Consider the following 18415-nt stretch of genomic DNA (forward strand, 5'->3'; position numbering starts at 1 on the left):
GGCGCTTCGGAACCGTCGGCGGATTGTCGCTCTCCACGGAGTTTCTGACGCTGGTCGCCAGCCTTTCGGTCTATGCCTCGGCCTATCTGGCCGAGATATTCCGCGGCGCGATCCTCGCCGTTCCCGCAGGGCAGAGCGAGGCCGCCAAAGCGCTCGGCCTGTCGCCCGCGCAAACAATGGGACGGATCGTGATGCCGCAAGCGCTGCGCATCGCGATACCGCCGATGACGAGCTGGCATCTCAACACGATCAAGAACAGCTCCTTGGGCGTGGCGATCGGATATCCCGAGTTTGTTTCGGTCGTCGACACCGTCATCAGCCAGACGGGCCAGGCGATCGAGGGCGTCGGCCTGATTGTTCTGACCTTCCTCCTCCTTTCGCTGTCCTTGTCGTTCGTCACCGGCCTCTACGCGCGCCGGATGGGGTGGAGTGTTACCGGACAGCCCGGCCGGAGCATCCAGACGGCGACCCTCGAACCGTTTCCGCTGCGCTCGATCGCCGCTTGGCCGTCGTGGATCCGGCGCAACCTGTTCAGGGGAGGGCGCCAATCGATCCTGACGGTTTCGATCCTCGCCCTCGCCGCTCTGGCTGCCGGCAAGGGCCTGTCCTGGCTGTTGATCGACGCGACCTATGCCGGAGGTGCGGCCGAGTGCCGCTTGGCCAGCGGCGCTTGCTGGCCTTTCCTACGCGAAAATGCGCGCCTCATATTGTTCGGAACTTATCCCGAAGCCGAGCAATGGCGTTCCGCAGCGGCGGCAGCCATGCTGCTTTCCTGTCTCGCGCTCTCCTTCGTCCCGCGATTCTGGAGCAGCCGTCTCGGGCTGGCCTGGCTCGGTGCGATTTCGGTCGCCATGCTTCTGCTGCGTGGCGGGTTCGCGGGCCTCGCTTATGTGCCGATGGAGAAGTGGAGCGGCCTGCCGGTCACATTGCTGCTCGCGAGCATCGCAGTGGTCGCCGCTTTTCCTCTGGCCATCCTTCTCGCATTCGGCCGCCGGTCGGCGCGGCGCGGCATTCGCTGGCCGAGCGTCGCTTTCATCGAACTGGTTCGTGGCACGCCCCTGATCGGTGTGCTCTTTCTCGCTGCGGTCCTGTTCCCGCTGTTCGTGCCTTCCTACCTCTCGATCGACAGCCTGCCGCGCGTGCAACTCGCGCTCATCCTCTTCACCGCTGCCTATATGGCGGAGGTCATCCGGGGCGGCCTGCTGGCGGTTCCCGGCGGGCAGGCCGAAGCCGCGCAGGCCCTGGGTCTCGCCAAGTGGCAGGCGCGGCGCCACATCCTGTTGCCGCAGGCGCTGAAAGTGAGCGTGCCGGGTCTGGTCAATACCTCGATCAGCGAAGTGAAGAATACGACCCTGGTTCTCATCGTCGGCGTCTTCGACCTGTTGCAGACGACGCGCCTTTCCTACGTCGAGGCGCAATGGCGGCCCTATTTCGCCGAAGCCTATCTTTTCACCGGGGCAATCTTCTTCCTCCTCTGTTTCTCGCTGTCCCGGCTCAGCATGAAGATCGAACGGAAATTAAACCATGCAGGATAATCACGACCGAGAATGGCCCACCGGGCCGACGAACCCGAACGGGCGCGCCTGGCAGGATCCGACCCGTGCCGTTCATGCCGGTCCCCGGCCGCGCGATCAGCGCGGCCTCATCAATCCGCCCGTCGATCGGGCCTCGACGATCATCTACAATAGCGTCGAAGCCTATATGGACCGGCATCAGGGTCTTTATGACGAGGTCATCTACGGCCTTTATGGAACGCGCACGACCTTCGCGCTCGCCGAGGCGGTGAGCGAACTCGAAGCCGGCTATGCGACCGTCATCACGTCGTCGGGAACGAGCGCAATCGCGCTTGCCCTCACGGCGTTCGTCGGCGGGGGCGATCATCTGCTTGTCGCCGACTGCGTCTATGGACCGACGCGAAAGTTTCTGACCGATGTGCTCGCCCGCTTCGGGGTCGAAGTCGAATATTTCCGGCCCGATATCGGCTCGGACATCGCAGCGCTGTGCCGAAGCAATACCCGGCTCATCTATATGGAGACTCCGGGCTCGCAGACATTCGACATGATCGACGTGCCCGCGATCACAGCGGTCGCGCGCAGCCGCGGCATTGTGACCGCCATCGATAACACCTGGGCGACGCCGCTCTTCTTCAAGCCCCTCGCGCATGGCGTCGACGTCTCCCTCGCATCGGCGACCAAATATCTCTCGGGACACTCCGATTGCCTGCTCGGGACGATGACGGCCGCAAGCGAGACTATCTACCGCCAGCTCAAGGACGCGGCGGCGCGTTGGGGCAACTGCGCGAGTCCCGACAATTGCTATCTGGTCCACCGGGGCATCAGGACGCTCGATGCGCGCCTTGAACGCCACCAGCGCACCGCAGCGACGCTGATCGAATGGTTTCTCGACCAGCCCGAGGTAGTGGCTGTCCGCTATCCGGCCCACCCCGCCGATGCGGGCCATGCGATCTGGAAGAGAGACTTCACCGGTGCATCCGGATTGTTCGGCGTCCAGCTCGATCGCCTGACCCCGGCTGAAACGAGCAGCTTTTTCGACAATTTCTCGCTTTTCCAGCTCGGCTCCAGCTGGGGCGGCTTCGAAAGCCTCGCGGTCCCGGCATGGCCCGCGCCGATACGCGATTTTCCCAATGGCGAGGCGGAAGGCGCGCTGATCCGCATCCATGCGGGGCTGGAGGCGCCGCAGGATCTGATCGCCGACCTCGATGCGGCCTTCGGGCGCGTGCGGGCCATTCGCGGCGGACGGGGGACATCATGACGGATAGTGCGATTCCGGCGGCTGTCAGCCTTCGGAAGGTCGAGAAATATTACGGCTCCTATCACGCGCTCCGCACGATCGACCTCGAGGTTGCGCCGCGCGAACGGGTCGTGGTTTGTGGACCCTCAGGCTCGGGCAAGTCGACGCTCATCCGCTGCATGAACTTGCTCGAGGTGCCCGATTCCGGCGCGGTCCTGATCGAGGGCACCAAGGTGACAGGCGCATCGCGCGACGCGGCCGCTGCGCTCCGCTCCGTCGGCATGGTCTTTCAGCAGTTCAATCTGTTTCCGCACAAAACGGTGCTCGAAAATTGTACCCTCGCGCCCGTCCTCGTCGGCGGCGTCGCCCTTCCGGAGGCCGAGGCACGGGCCATGTCCTATCTCGAAAAGGTGAGGATTGCGGATCAGGCGAACAAATATCCGGGGCAGCTTTCGGGCGGGCAGCAGCAGCGGGCGGCCATCGCGCGCGCGCTGGCGATGGAACCCCGGATTCTTCTCTTCGACGAGCCGACATCGGCGCTTGATCCCGAGATGATCAAGGAAGTGCTCGATGTCATGACCGCGCTTGCTGGCGAAGGGCGGACGATGGTGTGCGTGACGCACGAGATGGGATTCGCGCGCGAGGCGGCCGACCGAATATTGTTCATGGACCAAGGACAGGTCATCGAGGACGCAAAGCCTGTCGATTTTTTTGCCGCTCCGAAAAGTGAGCGTGCGCGGACGTTCCTGGAACAGATACTGTCGCATTGAGCGGCTCAAGCCGGTCGCCCCCAAGCTGTGCCGACCCACTTAATCATGTCATTTCATAAGCAAGCCGAGGGAGGGGCCAGCCGGCTCCTTGCGCGAAAAGGCTCAGGCCTGAAAAAAAATTTCAAAATCGATGAGGGGTAACGCTTTGGGATGCGTATTTAATACGTGTCGTGTGCCCCCAATTTCTCTTGTAACTAATTGAGATAATTCAAGAAATTCCTATTGACCTGTATATACATTTGATGCTCTCTGAGGGGAATCAGCCAACCATCAGGGGGTTTCGCTATGATGACCAGGACAATTTTGCTCGCCAGCGCCGCAGCGGTCGCGACCTTTGCAACACCCGCGCTTGCGCAGAGCGGTGCCGCGACGCAGTCGCCCGCCGCCGAGGATGCTCCGAACGGATCGGACATCGTCGTGACCGGCTCGCGCATTCGTCGCCAGGACCTCGCGGGCGTCGGTCCCGCGACCGTCGTCTCGGCCGAGCAGATCGAAAACACCGGCCTCGTCAATATCGAGACGGTGCTGCAACGCCTCCCTGCCAACGCCGGCTTCGCGGGCAACCAGACCTCGGCTTATTGGGCGAACAACGGCTATGGCACGGCGCAGGTAAACTTGCGCGGCCTCGGCATCAAGCGCACCCTTGTGCTGCTCAACGGTCGCCGTCTCGTTGCGGGCGGGACGGGGGCGAACTCGTCGCCCGACCTCAACATGATCCCGGTCGCCGCGCTCGCGCGAACCGATGTGCTGAAGGACGGCGCATCGGCGATCTACGGCGCTGATGCGATGGCGGGCGTGGTCAATCTCGTCACCCGGACCGATTATGAAGGCCTAGGGCTGAGCGTTCGTCAGGGCATCACCGAAAAGGGCGATGGGTCGGATTTCACGGCCGACCTCCTCTGGGGAATTCGCAACGATCGCGGCGGCTTCATGGCGGCCGTCACCTATCAGAAGACAAAGGCGGTCAACATGGCGACGCGTGCGCCCTGCTCGCTCGCCGAAACGACCCCGGGCCAGCTGTCGTGCGTCAACAGCGCCTCGACGATTGGCGGCCGCGCGGTGCTGCCGAACGGGCAGCAGATCAACTTCAATCAGGTGCTGGGCGGCAACGGCAATTTCTTCGAGCCCTACAGCGCGGCGAAGCATAATTTCAATTCGAACCCGTTCCTCAACGCGGTGAGCCCGGTGGAGCGCGTCAGCACGGCCTTCTTCGCCGACTATGACATCACCGACAATATCGAGGCGTTCGGCGAGTTCCTCTATACCTTCCGCAAGTCGAACCAGATCGCGACGCCCGGAACGCTTCGCAACCTCTCGATTGCGGCGAGCAATCCTACCAATCCGACGGGGCAGAATATCGTCCTCATCCAGCGCCGCCTCGCCGAGCCCGGCCCGCGCCAGTTCTTTCAGGAGACCGATACCTGGCAGGGCACGTTCGGCCTGCGCGGCAAGCTGTCCAACAATTGGGGATGGGAAGTCGCGGGTGCGTTCGGGCGCAATACCGCGGTCGACGGCTCGACCAACATCGCCAATCTGGAGCGTGTCCGCAACACCATCGACACGACCAAGTGCAGCCTTGCGGCCGGTGCGACGATCCCCTGCGCTGACTATCTCGGCTTCGGCGACCTGACCCCGCAGGTTCTCGACTACATCCTGTTCACGTCGCGCGATCGCGGCGGCAACGAACTGGCGACGGTCACCGCCGACATCAACGGCGACCTGTTCAAGCTGCCCGCAGGACCCGTCTCCTTCGCGGCGGGCGTCGTCTATCGCAAGGAGAAGGGCTGGCGCGATCCGGATCCGCTGACCGTGCTCGGTATCGCGAATACCAACCAGCAGAGCCCGATCTCGGGAACGAGCATCGCCAAGGAAGCCTATCTCGAACTGTCGGTGCCGATCCTTGCTGACAAGCCCTTCTTCCAGTCCCTCACGCTCGACGGCGCGGTTCGCTACTCGAACTACGACCTGTTCGGCAGCGACTGGAACTACAAGGGTAGCGTCGACTGGGTCATCAACGACAGCTTCCGCCTGCGCGGAACCTATGGAACGGGTTTCCGCATTCCGAACGTCCCGGAGCTGTTCGGCGGCGTATCGGAAGGCAATCTGACGACGACCGATCCTTGCTCGCGCTATTCTACGAGCGGTAATGCAACGCTGATCGCGAATTGCCAGGCATCCGGCGTTCCCGCCAACTATGTCCAGCTTGGGACGACAATCCTGACTACGGTCGGTGGTAACGAGAATCTTCAGCCCGAAAGCTCGACCACCTGGACAGTCGGCACGGTGGTCTCGCCGAAGGGGCTGGTCCCCGGCCTGTCGCTCACCGCCGACTGGTTCGACATCAAGATCAAGGACGCGATCCGTGCGATTCCTGGGTCCACCAAGCTGTCGATCTGCTACGCGAGCCAGAATCTGTCGCATCCTTTCTGCGACGATTTCACCCGAAGCCCGCTGACTGGCGAGGTCACCTTCCTGTCCGCGCAGCCGATCAACACCGGCCGCGAGGAGATGAACGGCCTTGACCTTGGTCTGGTCTATGCGGGCGGTATCGGCAGCGTGAACATCTCGCTCGACGTCAACCTGACCTATCTGAACAAATATGTCGTCCTGCCTTTCCCTGGCGGCGCACCGATCGATTTCGACGGCTTCATCGGCGGCGGCAACGGCGGCTATTCGAAGTGGCGCGGTTATGGCGTGCTGACCGCCGAGAAGGATGGGATCAGCGCGACCTGGTCGACGCAGTGGATCGGCAAAGCGACCGACTTCAACGCGTCGCCCGGCGAAATCGGCTACAGCACGCCCAACGTGTTCTACCACAATCTCCAGGTCGCTTTCGAGATCGACGAGAAGACGCGGTTCCAGGTCGGCGTCGACAATGTCTTCGATCGCAAAGCGCCCTATATCCAGAGTTTCACCGATGCGAACACCGATACGATGACCTACGACCTGCTCGGACGGCGCTTCTACGTCGGCTTCCGCACGGCTTTCTGAGAGCAGGGGCATGGCAATCCGTTGGCCACTGTTCGTCCGGCGAACGCATAAATGGCTGGCCCTCGCGGTTGGCGTCCAGGCTCTGCTCTGGACACTGACGGGCTTTTACATGGTGGTCGTTCACATCGACACCATTCATGGCGATCATCTGGTGCGCTCCCCGGTGACCCAGCCCTTCGACCTCGACGGCCTCGCAGCGCCGTCGAAGGTCGTCGCGGCTGCGCCGGGGGTGTCCGAAATCCGTCTCCAGCGCTTTTTTGGCCAGCCGGTCTGGCGCGCCGAGACCCCTGAAGGCGCGCGCCTGTTCGACGCGCGTTCGGGTGCGCCGCTGCCTGCCCTGACCGAGTCCCAGGTCCGCGAACAGGCACGGCGCATCTTCACCGGTGACGGCAAGATCGTCTCGGTGCGACTATTGACCGAGGCACCTCAGGAAATGCAGGCGCGCAAGCCGCCCTATTGGCAGGTCGAGTTCGAAGGCTGGAGCCGTCCGACGCTCTATCTTTCGCCGACGACCGGCGAGCTCATCTCGCGCCGCCACGCACTCTGGCGCGTGTTCGACTTTGCGTGGATGCTCCACATCATGGACTATGACGAGCGGACCGACGTCAACAACCCGCTGCTGCGCGTCGCAACCTGGAGTGTCTTCGCGATGGCGCTTTCCGGTGCGTGGCTGCTGATCTGGTCCTTCAAACGCCGCAAGAGGAAGCAGGCATGAAACGCATCCGGCTGACGCCGCTCTTTTTTCGGCGCATCCACAAATGGGTGGGGCTCATCCTTGGCCTCCAGTTCCTCCTTTGGGCCTTGAGCGGCTCGGTGATGGCGTTGCTCGACAAGGACAAGGTCGGGGGACACGGCGGCGGGATGAGCCACGCGCATGCCCTGCCCGCGGGAGAGTATTTTGACGTCGCCGCCTTGCCGCGCGGTGATCCCGTAACCGGGGTGGTTTTGCGCGATCTTGGCGCTCGACCGATCTACGAGCTCCGCACCACCAAGGGCGTGCGGCTGGTCGACGCTACGAGCGGCGAGGATATTCGCGTCGATGAAGGGATGGCCCGCGAAGTCGCATCGATGATGAACGAGGCACCAATCCGCAAGGTGAGCGTGATTGCAAAGCCCAACCTCGAATCACGCGACCATGAAGGTGCGATGTGGCGCGTCGACTTTGCCGACGCCGAGAATAGCAGCGCCTATGTCTCGCTCGATACGGCGCGCTTCCTCGTGATGCGCGGCGATACCTGGCGGACCTGGGATTTCTTCTGGATGCTCCACAATATGGACTATGTGAACCGGAAGAGTTTCAACCACCCGCTGATCATCTTCGTCGCATTCGGCACGTTGTGGTTGTCCGGGACCGGATTCTATCTGCTCTTCAAAAGCTTCAGCCGCGCCGATTTCCGCTGGCTGCGCCGTCGCCGCAAGCCCATCGTTACCCGCAGCACGGCCTGAGCCGTCAGTCCCCGACCGCGAAGGCGGCTGAAAGCTCAAAGCGTGTGCCGGGATGGGAGAGCCAGGCGTGCGACACCAGTCGACCGCTACTCCAGGTCTGCCGGGTCATGCGCAGAATCGGTTCCCCCTCGTTCAGACCAAGCACGCCGCGGGTGCGCGCGTCGGGCATTTCCGCGCGGACGCGGTGCTCGACCCGCTCGAGCGGCGCAGTGCGCGTCAGATATTCGTTGGGCGTCAACTGCGTGAAATCCAGTGTGCCATAATCGGGAGCGGCGGATGCGAGCACGAACCGCTCTTCGAGCTGGATCGGGAACTCGGCCTCATGGTGGACGATGATCGAGTGGAAGATCCTCGTGCCCACCGGCACTTCCAGCAGAACGGCGGTGTCGGCGCTGGCCTTCTCCTCGACATTCTGGATGACCCTCGCCCGGTAGTCATGGCCGCGTCCCCGAATTTCCTCGGCGATATTCCGGATCTCGATCATATGACCGATCGGCTTCGGCTCGGCGATGAATGACCCGCTGCCGGCGCGGCGCACGATGATACCCGCCGATTGCAACTCGCGAAGCGCCCGGTTTGCCGTCATGCGCGAGACATCGAACTGTCCGACGAGTTCCGCCTCTGACGGCACTCGGTCGCCCGGTTTCAGACGACCGTCGCGGATGGCATCATGGATGCTCTGCTTGATCGCTGCGTAGCGCGGTGGGGCATCCGATAAAACGCCGTCGGCAGACCGCTGGGCGATGTTCGAATTCAGTCGAGGGGTAAGATCCATCACCCGTCTATACAGGTGAAACCATATAGATTCCAAGCGTTCCAGACTGTCTTGAGGTAAAACTAGGCGCCGTAATTCGAAGCCACCAAGTCGCGCTTCCGTAGGACGCCGCCCGATTCAGTCACATTTTGACGCGGATTGCCCGTGTAAGGGCGATGCCCAGGCGCATCTGAAGCCCGCCGGTCGGTGCGAGCGCCGCAGCGGTCACCGTCCGGCGTCCATCAGGACGATGTCCCAGCCATAATGGCCGGGTGCGCCGAGTCCGGCAACGGCGCGCTCGGCGCTGCCACCCAGATCCCGATACAGGGCGTCCTTGCTGTTCGACGCATCATCGTCGGAGAAATACATCTGGGTAATCAGGCGCTGGTGTCTGCCCCTCACATCGAAGTGGATGTGCGGGGTTCGGCGGCCGATCGGCGAATCATAGGCGGCGGGCTTGATCGTCGTGATCCGCCACTCGCCCCGCGCGCCCGTCCGGATCGAAGCGAAGCCCTGAAAGTCGGGATCGAGCGGGTTCGCGGCACTGTCGTTCGGATGCGCATAGCGACCGAGCGAATTGCACTGCCAGATTTCGAGCCGCGCGCCGCTGACCGGATGGCCGAAACGATCGAGCACGCGCCCCGTCACCTGAATGACATGGCCCTCCGCGCGTTTCTTGTGCCCCTTGATCCAGGTCAGGTCGGCGTCTTCCTCCGCAAGCCGCTGAACCGGATAGAAGGGACCGATCGTCTGGAACGGCGTTGGGTCAAGCTCGGCAGCTCCAGCTCTGGAAGCCGTTATCGCCGCCAGCGCGAGGACCGAGCCGCCGAAGGCCCGGCGCGAGAATTGGGTGTCAGTCATAAAAATATCGCTCCTCGGTGATCTGACCGCCGCGCACGGTGTACAGGGCGATTTCGGTGAAGGGCTGGCGTTCGCCGCTCGCGGGATCGACCAGCACCATGTCCAGAAACAGCGCGAACTGGTCGCCGGTGACGAAGGGGCCGTCGATGCCGATCTCGTCGATCCGGGCGCCACCGAAGCGGGCGCTGCGCTTGATCCGCGTCGCTTCGATCCCCGACACCGCCGTGCTGATGCCGCCGGGTAAAGCCGCGGGTTCGATGCTGGTCACGTCCGGCGACCAGTAACGGTCCCCGGCGGTTTCGAACGCACCGTCGCGCAGCAGTGCCGTAAAATCGCGGGCGATGTCGTGGATAGATGCCATCACCACCCCTTTCAAATGGCGGCGAAGCGGAGCGCGGCGGGCGGCGCGGGATTGACGCGTCGCCTGCCGTGTCTCCGCACCGGCCCACCTATTTCAGGATCAGTTCCTGATATTCGATGCTGCCGAGTTGCTCGCGCATCTTGCCGCGTTCCGCGCTGGCGGCGCCGGCGGTGCGGTCGGTCTGCGACAGCATGGCATTGACCTTCTTGTTGAAGGCTTCCTGCTGCGCGGTCGTCAGATAGTCCTTATATTCGACGATCAGGATCAAGTCGGGCTCACCGGCTCGCGCATTGTTGGTCGCAAGCACATGATAGTCCACGACAATGCCTTCGGCCTTGCCCAGTTCCTGAATCTTTTTCCAGCTGGTGGCGAGCCAGTCCATATAGTTTTCGAACTGGCCGGGCAGCACGTCGATCCGGCCTGCATTCCAAACCGTGCCCGGCCTGTAGCTCGATTCCTGCGCCATCGCGGGCGCGGCCTGCGCGGCGGCGATCAGTATCGCAGCCCCGGCGAACAATGTTTTCATCTTCGTCATCGTCTCTTCCCTCCAATCTTCCCGTCCGGGATCGGGCGGGCGTCTGCAAAAAAACTAGGCCGGCACGGCGTCGGCGGGCGCGCTGTGCCCGCGCAGCCGGTGACGCAGCACCAGGATCAGCGCCGACATCAGCAGCGCGACGACCGAAAAGACGACGAGCGCGAGCTCGAAGCTGCCCGTCGCATCCTTCGCCGCACCCCAGCCATAGGGCGCGAGGAAGGCGCCGATCTGCGACAGCGTGTTGATGGCGGCCGCCCCGACCGCGAGCTCGCGCACATGCAGCGCCTCGGCCCAGCCCGACGATGTCAGCATCGGGATCGCGAAACACACGGCCGCGAAAGCGAGATAGGCGATGCAAGTCAGCAGCGGTGACGGCGACAGCCCCATGACCAGCACCGCGGCGGCAAGGACGATCCCGCACCGGAAGGCCGCGCCCCAGCGGTCGCCGTTCCGGTCAGCATGGTTGCCAAGGACAAGGATCGCCGCGGCCCCCAAAAGACCGCCGAGCGCCACCAGATAGCCGATCGACTTGGTATCGAGCGCCGTCGCCTCTAGCAGGATCAGCGGCGCATTCAGGATGACCGTCGTGATGACGGCGATCAGCAGAAAGCCGATCGCGCCCAGCAGCAGCACGCGCGGATTGCGAAAGGCGCCCAGCACATCGTGGCGGGCGGGGGCGCCGATCCGCGCCTGTTCGCGCGCCAGCTCGGTCTCGATCCACGCCTTTTCGTCGGCTGTGAGCCAGGCGGACGTCGCCGGGGCGTCGGGCAGATAGCGCAGCACCACCAGCCCGAACACCACGGTCGGCAGGCCCTGGACCAGGAACAGCCATTGCCAGCCGTGCAGCCCGCCGGTTTCGTCGAGCGCGAGCAGCCATCCCGACATGCCCCCCATCGCGACCGACGCCAACGGCGAAGCGATGAAGAAGCGACTGACCGCGCGGCTGCGATGGCAGGGCGGAAACCAGCCGGAAAAATAGAAGATGACGCCGGGGTAGAATCCGGCCTCCGCCACGCCGAGCAGGAAGCGGAGCGCATAAAATTGCATCGGTGTCGCGACGAACATCATCGCCGCCGACAGCAGTCCCCAGGTAATCATGATCCGCGCGATCCATCGGCGCGCGCCAAAGCGCACGAGCATCAGGTTCGACGGAATTTCGAACAGCGCATAGCCGAGGAAGAACAGGCCGCCGCCCAGTCCGTAGATCGTGGCGCTGAACCGCAGATCCTCGTTCATCTGCGTCGCCGCGAAGCTGACGTTCACGCGGTCCATATAGGCGAAGAGATAGGCGATCAGGATCAGCGGCAGGATGCGCCAGAACGCCTTGCCCATTGCGGACCGTCCGATTGCCGATACGTGCCTGTGGTTCGCCGCCATGACATGCTCCCCGGCGCAGACACAGGCTTCCCGTCGCCGGAGCCGGAGTAACCGGCCCGCGCCATGCGCCTTCAAAATGTCTGTTATGCCCGCTGCGGACTTTGCATTTCCGTAGCGTCAGCCGTCAATCGGCCCATCGTCAATAAAGCGTCAAGCGCGCGTCAATTCGGCAAGAGGGGTGATGTTTCCAGACGATTGCTGGGCGCAGGGAGCAGGTCGGGCCAGCCATATTTGTCCCAAGCGGCCGCCAGGCCGATGCGCTGGGCAAAGGGAATGAATTCGGGATGCTGCCAGATCCGCCGGATCGGATCGACATCGGCCCAGATCGACAGCAGGCAGAGCGTGTTCGCGGGCGAGATTGCATGGCTAACGGCCTCGAACAGCCGTTCGGGGTAGCCCATGAAGATCGCGGGCAGGACGATCGAGGCGTCGGCGGGGTCGTGCAATTGCGTCTGCATCATGTCGAGCATCGCACAATAGGTCGCGCGATCCTCGTCGCGGCCGCTGCACACGCCTTGCGCCGCGACGTGCCAATAGGCGTCCATCATCGCGGGGGGCATCGGATCGGTCCCGGCGGGCGGGAAAATGACCTTGTTCAGTAGCATGCGGGTTTGCTGATATTGCTCGACGGCCAGATCGTGCTGCCCCGACGCGGCGGTGGCCACCGCGAGCCACATCGACGGAAAGCCGAGGTCGACCATGCGCTGTCCCGCCTCGATCGCTGCGTCGATATCCCCCAGGTTGAACCGGCCGACCGATCGCAGGTTGAACTTGCGGCCATCGACCGGGTCCTGATCGATCGCCGCCTCGACATATTGCATCGCTTCGGTAGTGCGTCCGCAATAGAGCAGGAACGAACCCAGCCGCATGCAGACCGCCGGATTGTTCGGTTCGAGCCGATAGCCCTGGAACGCCAGATCGAGCGCGCCGACGACGTCGTTCTGCGTCCACTGGTGAACGCCGAGCAGCGAATAGGCGTAGCCAAGGCCGGGGGCGAGTCCGATCGCAGTGCGCGCGCAATCGGCCATGCGTTCCGATGCTGCGCGACGATCGAGGCAGGGGGTGTAGACCGCGATCAGTTGGTGCGCCTCGGCCAGCGCGACCCAGGCCTCGGCAAACTGCGGGTCGAGCGCGACGGCCTGTTCGAGCAGATCGACGGCCGTCTCCAACAGCCCGTCGCCAAACACCCGCGCGCTCAACGACCGGCCTTGCAGAAACAGGTCATAGGCCTTTTTGCTGCCGGTCATGCCGCGTGCCGGCGGCGGCGCCATCGCGATGCCCAGGACATTGCCGACCGCATTGGTGACCGCCTGCGCCACGGTCGCCTGCAACGCGAATATCCCGTCGAGCGATCCGTCGTACCGCTGGGCCCAGCTTTCGAAACCCGTCGCCCCGTCGATCAGGTGGATATGGACGCGCAGCCTTTCGCCCTGTCGCTGGACCGAACCCTCGACAAGGTGCGAGACGCGCAGGGCTTTCGCGATGTCGGGCGGGGCCAGCGGCGAATCCCGGAAATGGAAGGACGAGGTTCGCCCGGCGACCAGCAATTGCGGCACCTGTCCCAGCGCCGTGATGAGTTCCTCGACGACGCCGTCGGCGAAATAATCGGGGGCACCGCCCCCACCGACCGATTGGAAGGGCAGCACCGCGATTCTCGTCCGTCCGCCGCCCGCCGCCGCGGCCGGGACGGGGGGCGCTTCGGGACCGCGAGCGGACCATGCGTCGCGCAGCCGCGCGGACGTGTCGCGATCCCCGGCCCGCTCCAGCGTGGCCAGTCCGGCCTCGACCGCCGCATGCAGCCGCCGCTCGGCATCGCCGCTGCGCCGCGCCAGCCACTGGTTGAAGGCGGCGCCGAAATCCATCTGGTCGAGGATCGGTTTCGTCCCGATCGCGTCGATCTGCGCGATCGCCGCAGGAAAATCCCCACTCGCCAGCGCGCGCTCCAGCGCCGCAAGATCGGTCGTGACGGCACCGGGCCGCAGCGCGACGCTGCTGCGCGAGACGTTCAATATGCCCGCTCCGTGCGGCGCAAGCAGCTTGCCCAGATCGAGCAAACATTGGCGCAGGCTGGCCCTGGCGTGGGCCTCGAAGCGGCCGGGCCACAAGAGCTTGCTCAGGAAATCGCGCTCGATCACTTCGTCGCCGACAAGGCATAATATGGCAAGCAAAGCCCGGGCGCGGCGGTTGGTAATCGAAATTTCATGGTGATCGGGCGCGCGGAGTTGAAACGGGCCGAACACAGACGCGTAAGCTGCGGACTGGCCACGACATGGAGTCCCCACCTGTTCCATTGCCCTGTTTGCGCCTCCCCACCGCCGCGCAATATTAGCGCAGGCCCGACCGGCCCGGCAATCGCAATTTCCCGCACAGCGGCTGCAGGGGATGATCGCGCCTCGCCCTGAAATCGTGACCGGCGCAAGCGCGCCGGTGGCATGAGCGGTAAGTTCCGGCCTCGGAGGCTAAACGCGGTCCTATTCAACGATCGCTATTACGCGGTCGCCGTCACCCGGTTTCGCCCGTCCCGCTTTGAGCGATAAAGTCGCCGATCCGCTTCTTCAAATACGCTGTCAATTTCTGCCAACGCATGCAGTTCTGCAATCCCGCCACTAATGGTGATATCGAACTCAAGCGATGCCGAAAGGATAGCGATCTCGCTTTGAAGCCCTCCGAAAAAACGTTGCGCTGCTGTGATGTCGCCAGCCAATAGGATCAGGAATTCGTCACCGCCCAATCGCGCCACAAGATGATCGCTACCGGAAAGACGCACAATAGCCGCGGCCAGTTCGACCAACGCGCGATCGCCAGCCTTGTGACCGAACCGGTCATTTATGCCCTTGAAATTATCTATATCGATCAAGGCAATACAGGCTGCCTCTCCCTTGATCGGAACGCGCTCAATGGCTGCATCGAAGCCGGCGCGATTAGGAATTTTGGTGAGGGGATCCGTCATTGCGAGGCGCGCGATCTCCCGCTCGCGCGCTCGCTGCGCCGTCACGTCACGGACAGTCGCAACTGTTCCGACCACTTTTTCGTCCGACATAACCGCCTTGACCGTCGCCTCGAGCGTGCGACCCTCGAGATTGGTGGGAGCGAAATCGGCGATCTGGGTTTCGGCGGGATCGGCAAGGGCGGCGCGGCATAGTTTAGCCAGGACCGGACCGATCTTCAGCGCAAGCTCGTCGATCAAGGCACCGCGGCAGGACCCAGCACTTAATCCCAGCAGCTCGTCGGTCGCTCCATCGGCCCAACGGCAACTGCCGCCATCATCGAAACTGAGGATCGCGTCGGGGGAATGGTCTAGAATCATCCGCAGCATTTCTTCCCGACGCGCTGCCTCGGCCAACGCCTCCGCGCGCGAGGCAACGAGAGCGGTCACAGGCAGTGCTGTCCCGAGCAAAATGGCGAGATAGGACTGGAAGAAGATCGCTTCGAAAACCGGGCCGCCCTGCACCAAGGCAACCGGTCCGAGATGGTAGACTGCGGCAAGCGCGCCGGAAATCCCAACGATAACCACCCCCGCTTGCGTGGCGTGGTGACACGCCTCGAAGAGGAGACCCGGATCGGCAAAGGCGGGACCCTGGCGGCGCAGCTGTCGCGGCTCGACCTGATCGTGCTCGACGAGCTCGGTTATCTGCCGTTCGCCCGCTCGGGAGGGCAGTTGCTGTTCCACCTCATCAGCAAGCTTTATGAGCGCACCAGCGTCATCATCACCACGAACCTCGCCTTCGGTGAATGGCCGACCGTGTTCGGCGATCCCAAGATGACCACGGCGCTGCTCGACCGCGTCACCCACCACTGCGATATCGTCGAGACGGGCAACGACAGCTGGCGCTTCAAAAACCGCAGCTGACAGCCACCTTCGGCGCCTTCAAAAATCTATCTTGCGCTGCGCGCGCCTCCGGTCGGGCTACGCCCGCCCTCCGCCGCACGCAGCGCAAGGCCATCTTCAACAAACCAGCATCATATCCGAAAAGGGGGTCCCTCTTCGACGCCGATCTGGAGTGGGCCCCTCGGGCCGGACAAGGAAGCATAGTTGGATTGACCGTGTAGCCGGGCTTTTGGAGAAGAGCCCATGGCAAGACACCGATCCCATAGCGTCGAGTTCAAGCGTCAGGTCGCGCAGGAGTTTCTGAGCGGCGAGACGCTTCACGCCCTTGCCAAGCGGCACGATATTTCCCGGCAGTTGATCCGCATCTGGGTGGAGAAGTACGAGGCCGGCGCCCTTGATGAAGATGCGCGAGCGGCAGATCTGATCCAGGAATATGAGGCCCGGATTGCCGCACTCGAACGCCTTGTCGGCAAACAGGCGCTGGAACTGGAGTTTTTAAAGGGGGCTCTTCGCGACGCACCGCGGCCGAGAAGCGCCAGTACATCCGTGATCACCGGCCCGGCGGGATGTCGATCGCGCGAGGATGTCGGCTGATGGGCATCGCAAGATCGACATTCTACCACGTGCCGACCGAGCGGATCGGCGATGCTGAACTCCTGACTGCTATCGCGGCGATCTGCGATGAGTTCGAAGCCTATGGCTGGCGCCGCGTGCAGGCCGCGCTTCGCCATCAGGGCGTGATCGCCAACCACAAGCGGATCAAGCGATTGATGCGCGAGCATGGCCTGCAACCGCGCCGCCGCAGGCGCTATACCGCAACCACCGACAGCGACCATGACCTGCCAGTCTTTCCGGATCACTCGAAGGACATGATCCTCGATGGCCCCGATCAGCTCTGGGTGGCGGACCTGACCTATGTCGCCATCATCGGTGGTTTTGCTTATGTCGCGATCATCCTCGACGCCTGGTCGCGCCGCGTGGTCGGCTATGCCATCGGGAGGTCGATTGACGCCCGGCTCGCCGTGGCGGCGCTGAAAGTGGCGATCGAACGACGGCGCCCGCGATCAGGATGCGTGCATCATTCTGACCGCGGGAGCCAATACGCATCCCGCATCTATCGAGCGATGCTCGCCGATCATGGGATGGTCGGCTCGATGAGCCGGCGGGGCAACCCCTATGACAATGCCAAGGCGGAAAGCTTCATGAAGACGCTCAAGGTCGAGGCGGTTTACCCCATGGCGTTCGAAACCTTCGATGATGTCGCCGGCCAGCTTCCCAGGTTCATCGACGACATCTATAATCAACGCAGATTACATTCCGCGCTCGGCTATGTCAGCCCTGCGCAGTTCGAGCAGCAACACTCCCGGCCCATGGTCAAATCAGCTGCGTGACCCTGTCCGGCCCGAGGGGCCCACTCCAATCGGGGGTCCCTTTTGAACGCCGTTTGACAGGTGACGCACCCTTCGGGAAAGGCGATCCGCATTGCAGCGATCTGGGCGTCGATGCTGGCTTCAAATTCCGGCTGTTGGGCGACGAGGTTGCGGCGCCATTCGTCAATTATGGCCGGTGACCAGCGCGCGCGGAACAGCCCTGCTTCGGCGAACCGGAGCAGGGCGTCCCTTATCCTGAACGGATAAAGCACATTCGCGTCAAGAACGACGACGAAACGGTCGGCTAGGCACCTCAATCCGCATCGAACTCCTGGCCGAGGCGCTGGAGGTCGGCGAGCGCTCCGCTCCGTTCCACATCCCGCTGCGCGCGGAACGCGAGTACGTCGCTCGCTCGAACGCGCCGATGCGATCCCACCTTGTGGAACGGTATCTTCCCTTCGCTCAGCATTGAAACGAGAAAGGGGCGAGAAACATTCAGAAGGTCGGCCGCCTCTTTCGTGGTCAATTCCGCCCCATAGGGAACGAAGGTCACCATTTCGCCGCGAGCGACATGCGTCAACACGTCGAGGACCAGCTGTCCGAGCGCCGGCGGCAAGTCTACCTCGGTCCGGTCGCCGTTTCGCTGCACGGAAAAAGGCAGACCCTTAGGCGTAAGCGCCTTCGCAAGCGCGCGCGCCGCTTCCGATGCCTGTCGCACTTCCGTCTCTGTAGGGGGCCGCTGGGAAAGCTCCTGATCGCTCATATCATTCTCCTCGCTGCCGGGCTCGGCCCTATATAAGATCAAATCCATAAATGCAATAAGTGAAATATGTGCAATAAACGTAAATGCGCATGTATGGTTGCTCAAGCGCCGAGATTCCGAGCTGTCAGGCTCGGATCGCATGCGATGATCACGCTTGCCGCTACGACGTTCGCATCCCCGCAGCGAGCTTGGCTGGATGCCCGCGAACAAATTAGTTGCGTGGGTTACAATGTGTTGCCCTGCTGCATCATGGCCACAGATTCCGTTACGGCGACCTGCTTTCCTCTGGCCAGCAGGCTAATTTCCGATATTGGCGAAGCGCGACCTGAATGGAGGGCTCCTCCATTTTTACTACGGCGGCCCTCTCGGGTCGCCGTTTTTGTTCGGCGGGTTTGCGCCTCATGCCGGCCGTTCCGACCTTCATCGGCGTCCACACAAAAGCGGGCGTTCGATCGACGCGCTGACGATGCCGCTCGCAACGATTGCCTTGGGCTCGGTTTAATGGGGCTGCGCGAAACGGGCGCATCTGTAAGCCTCATGATAATCGAATGGCGTCCTGGGTGGGAAGGTCAGACGGCCTGAAAGTCGAGCGAACGAGGGGCTTGGG

At 63.2% G+C, this 18415-nt stretch carries 16 protein-coding genes and 1 pseudogene; 9 read left to right on the plus strand and 8 right to left on the minus strand.

Annotated elements, in window-relative coordinates; translation table 11 throughout:
• The 6 genes from ATE64_RS18215 to ATE64_RS18240 all read left to right on the plus strand — a co-directional run.
• On the plus strand, nt 1–1535 hold a 1535-nt coding region (locus tag ATE64_RS18215; RefSeq protein ID WP_058800180.1), incomplete at its 5' end, for an ABC transporter permease subunit.
• Nucleotides 1525–2772, plus strand: coding sequence for a cystathionine beta-lyase (gene metC / locus ATE64_RS18220; protein ID WP_058457666.1), 1248 nt, complete (start codon nt 1525–1527; stop codon nt 2770–2772). The genes ATE64_RS18215 and metC, both read left to right, overlap by 11 nt.
• Complete coding sequence (locus tag ATE64_RS18225; RefSeq protein WP_058457667.1) at nt 2769–3521, plus strand: amino acid ABC transporter ATP-binding protein; 753 nt, start codon at nt 2769–2771, stop codon at nt 3519–3521. The genes metC and ATE64_RS18225 overlap by 4 nt, the downstream gene beginning before the upstream one ends.
• 285 nt (nt 3522–3806) lie before the next feature.
• Nucleotides 3807–6512 carry a TonB-dependent receptor gene (locus ATE64_RS18230; RefSeq protein ID WP_058457668.1) on the plus strand — a complete coding sequence of 902 codons (2706 nt, stop codon included), beginning with the start codon at nt 3807–3809 and terminating at the stop codon, nt 6510–6512.
• Between the two features lie 10 nt (nt 6513–6522).
• Nucleotides 6523–7227 (plus strand): PepSY domain-containing protein, encoded by a 705-nt coding sequence (locus ATE64_RS18235; protein ID WP_058457669.1) that lies wholly within the window; start codon nt 6523–6525, stop codon nt 7225–7227.
• Complete coding sequence (locus ATE64_RS18240; protein ID WP_058457670.1) at nt 7224–7958, plus strand: PepSY domain-containing protein; 735 nt, start codon at nt 7224–7226, stop codon at nt 7956–7958. Before ATE64_RS18235 ends, ATE64_RS18240 begins: the two co-directional genes overlap by 4 nt.
• 4 nt (nt 7959–7962) lie before the next feature.
• Here the strand turns inward: ATE64_RS18240 and hutC are convergent, their stop codons facing one another.
• The 7 genes from hutC to ATE64_RS18275 form a co-directional block, all read right to left on the minus strand.
• Complete coding sequence (gene hutC, locus ATE64_RS18245) at nt 7963–8733, minus strand: histidine utilization repressor (RefSeq protein ID WP_137867054.1); 771 nt, start codon at nt 8731–8733, stop codon at nt 7963–7965.
• 204 nt (nt 8734–8937) lie between these two features.
• On the minus strand, nt 8938–9573 hold the full coding sequence (locus tag ATE64_RS18250; RefSeq protein WP_058457671.1) for a protocatechuate 3,4-dioxygenase: 636 nt from the start codon (nt 9571–9573) through the stop codon (nt 8938–8940).
• Nucleotides 9566–9934: a nuclear transport factor 2 family protein gene (locus ATE64_RS18255; protein WP_058457672.1), complete on the minus strand. Its 369-nt coding sequence runs from the start codon at nt 9932–9934 to the stop codon at nt 9566–9568. Before ATE64_RS18255 ends, ATE64_RS18250 begins: the two co-directional genes overlap by 8 nt.
• A gap of 88 nt (nt 9935–10022) precedes the next feature.
• Entirely contained in the window at nt 10023–10469 is a 447-nt protein-coding gene (locus ATE64_RS18260) for a hypothetical protein (RefSeq protein ID WP_197410175.1), read from the minus strand.
• Nucleotides 10470–10523: 54 nt separating this feature from the next.
• The gene (locus tag ATE64_RS18265; RefSeq protein ID WP_058457673.1) at nt 10524–11846 is read right to left on the minus strand and encodes an MFS transporter; all 1323 of its coding nucleotides are present in this window, start codon (nt 11844–11846) and stop codon (nt 10524–10526) included.
• Nucleotides 11847–12007: 161 nt separating this feature from the next.
• The gene (locus ATE64_RS18270; protein ID WP_058801293.1) at nt 12008–14086 is read right to left on the minus strand and encodes a hypothetical protein; all 2079 of its coding nucleotides are present in this window, start codon (nt 14084–14086) and stop codon (nt 12008–12010) included.
• Nucleotides 14087–14334: 248 nt separating this feature from the next.
• Nucleotides 14335–15360, minus strand: a complete 1026-nt coding sequence (locus ATE64_RS18275) for a sensor domain-containing diguanylate cyclase (RefSeq protein WP_058457675.1) — start codon at nt 15358–15360, stop codon at nt 14335–14337.
• 15 nt (nt 15361–15375) lie between these two features.
• Between ATE64_RS18275 and ATE64_RS18280 the strand changes: the two are divergent.
• The 3 genes and pseudogenes from ATE64_RS18280 to ATE64_RS18290 all read left to right on the plus strand — a co-directional run.
• Nucleotides 15376–15696, plus strand: a pseudogene (locus tag ATE64_RS18280) (ATP-binding protein); the annotation flags it as partial.
• A gap of 222 nt (nt 15697–15918) precedes the next feature.
• The gene (locus ATE64_RS18285) at nt 15919–16269 is read left to right on the plus strand and encodes a transposase (RefSeq protein WP_058457711.1); all 351 of its coding nucleotides are present in this window, start codon (nt 15919–15921) and stop codon (nt 16267–16269) included.
• Entirely contained in the window at nt 16242–17066 is an 825-nt protein-coding gene (locus ATE64_RS18290; protein WP_137868132.1) for an IS3 family transposase, read from the plus strand. The genes ATE64_RS18285 and ATE64_RS18290 overlap by 28 nt, the downstream gene beginning before the upstream one ends.
• Before the next feature lie 292 nt (nt 17067–17358).
• On the opposite strand, the gene ATE64_RS22275 is transcribed toward ATE64_RS18290, so the two are convergent.
• Complete coding sequence (locus ATE64_RS22275) at nt 17359–17808, minus strand: helix-turn-helix domain-containing protein (RefSeq protein ID WP_058457364.1); 450 nt, start codon at nt 17806–17808, stop codon at nt 17359–17361.
• Nucleotides 17809–18415 lie beyond the last annotated feature (607 nt).

The sequence above is a fragment of the Sphingopyxis sp. H073 genome (assembly GCF_001468395.1).
Taxonomy (GTDB): Bacteria; Pseudomonadota; Alphaproteobacteria; order Sphingomonadales; family Sphingomonadaceae; genus Sphingopyxis.

Excerpts from the sequence above, each read along its gene's own strand:
- hutC (WP_137867054.1), bottom strand. The coding sequence starts at position 8,733 with ATGGATCTTACCCCTCGACTGAATTCGAACATCGCCCAGCGGTCTGCC.
- ATE64_RS18225 (WP_058457667.1), top strand. The coding sequence starts at position 2,769 with ATGACGGATAGTGCGATTCCGGCGGCTGTCAGCCTTCGGAAGGTCGAG.
- ATE64_RS18235 (WP_058457669.1), top strand. The coding sequence starts at position 6,523 with ATGGCAATCCGTTGGCCACTGTTCGTCCGGCGAACGCATAAATGGCTG.
- ATE64_RS18290 (WP_137868132.1), top strand. The coding sequence starts at position 16,242 with ATGTCGATCGCGCGAGGATGTCGGCTGATGGGCATCGCAAGATCGACA.
- ATE64_RS18230 (WP_058457668.1), top strand. The coding sequence starts at position 3,807 with ATGATGACCAGGACAATTTTGCTCGCCAGCGCCGCAGCGGTCGCGACC.
- ATE64_RS22275 (WP_058457364.1), bottom strand. The coding sequence starts at position 17,808 with ATGAGCGATCAGGAGCTTTCCCAGCGGCCCCCTACAGAGACGGAAGTG.
- metC (WP_058457666.1), top strand. The coding sequence starts at position 1,525 with ATGCAGGATAATCACGACCGAGAATGGCCCACCGGGCCGACGAACCCG.
- ATE64_RS18250 (WP_058457671.1), bottom strand. The coding sequence starts at position 9,573 with ATGACTGACACCCAATTCTCGCGCCGGGCCTTCGGCGGCTCGGTCCTC.
- ATE64_RS18255 (WP_058457672.1), bottom strand. The coding sequence starts at position 9,934 with ATGGCATCTATCCACGACATCGCCCGCGATTTTACGGCACTGCTGCGC.
- ATE64_RS18265 (WP_058457673.1), bottom strand. The coding sequence starts at position 11,846 with ATGGCGGCGAACCACAGGCACGTATCGGCAATCGGACGGTCCGCAATG.
- ATE64_RS18285 (WP_058457711.1), top strand. The coding sequence starts at position 15,919 with ATGGCAAGACACCGATCCCATAGCGTCGAGTTCAAGCGTCAGGTCGCG.
- ATE64_RS18260 (WP_197410175.1), bottom strand. The coding sequence starts at position 10,469 with ATGACGAAGATGAAAACATTGTTCGCCGGGGCTGCGATACTGATCGCC.
- ATE64_RS18240 (WP_058457670.1), top strand. The coding sequence starts at position 7,224 with ATGAAACGCATCCGGCTGACGCCGCTCTTTTTTCGGCGCATCCACAAA.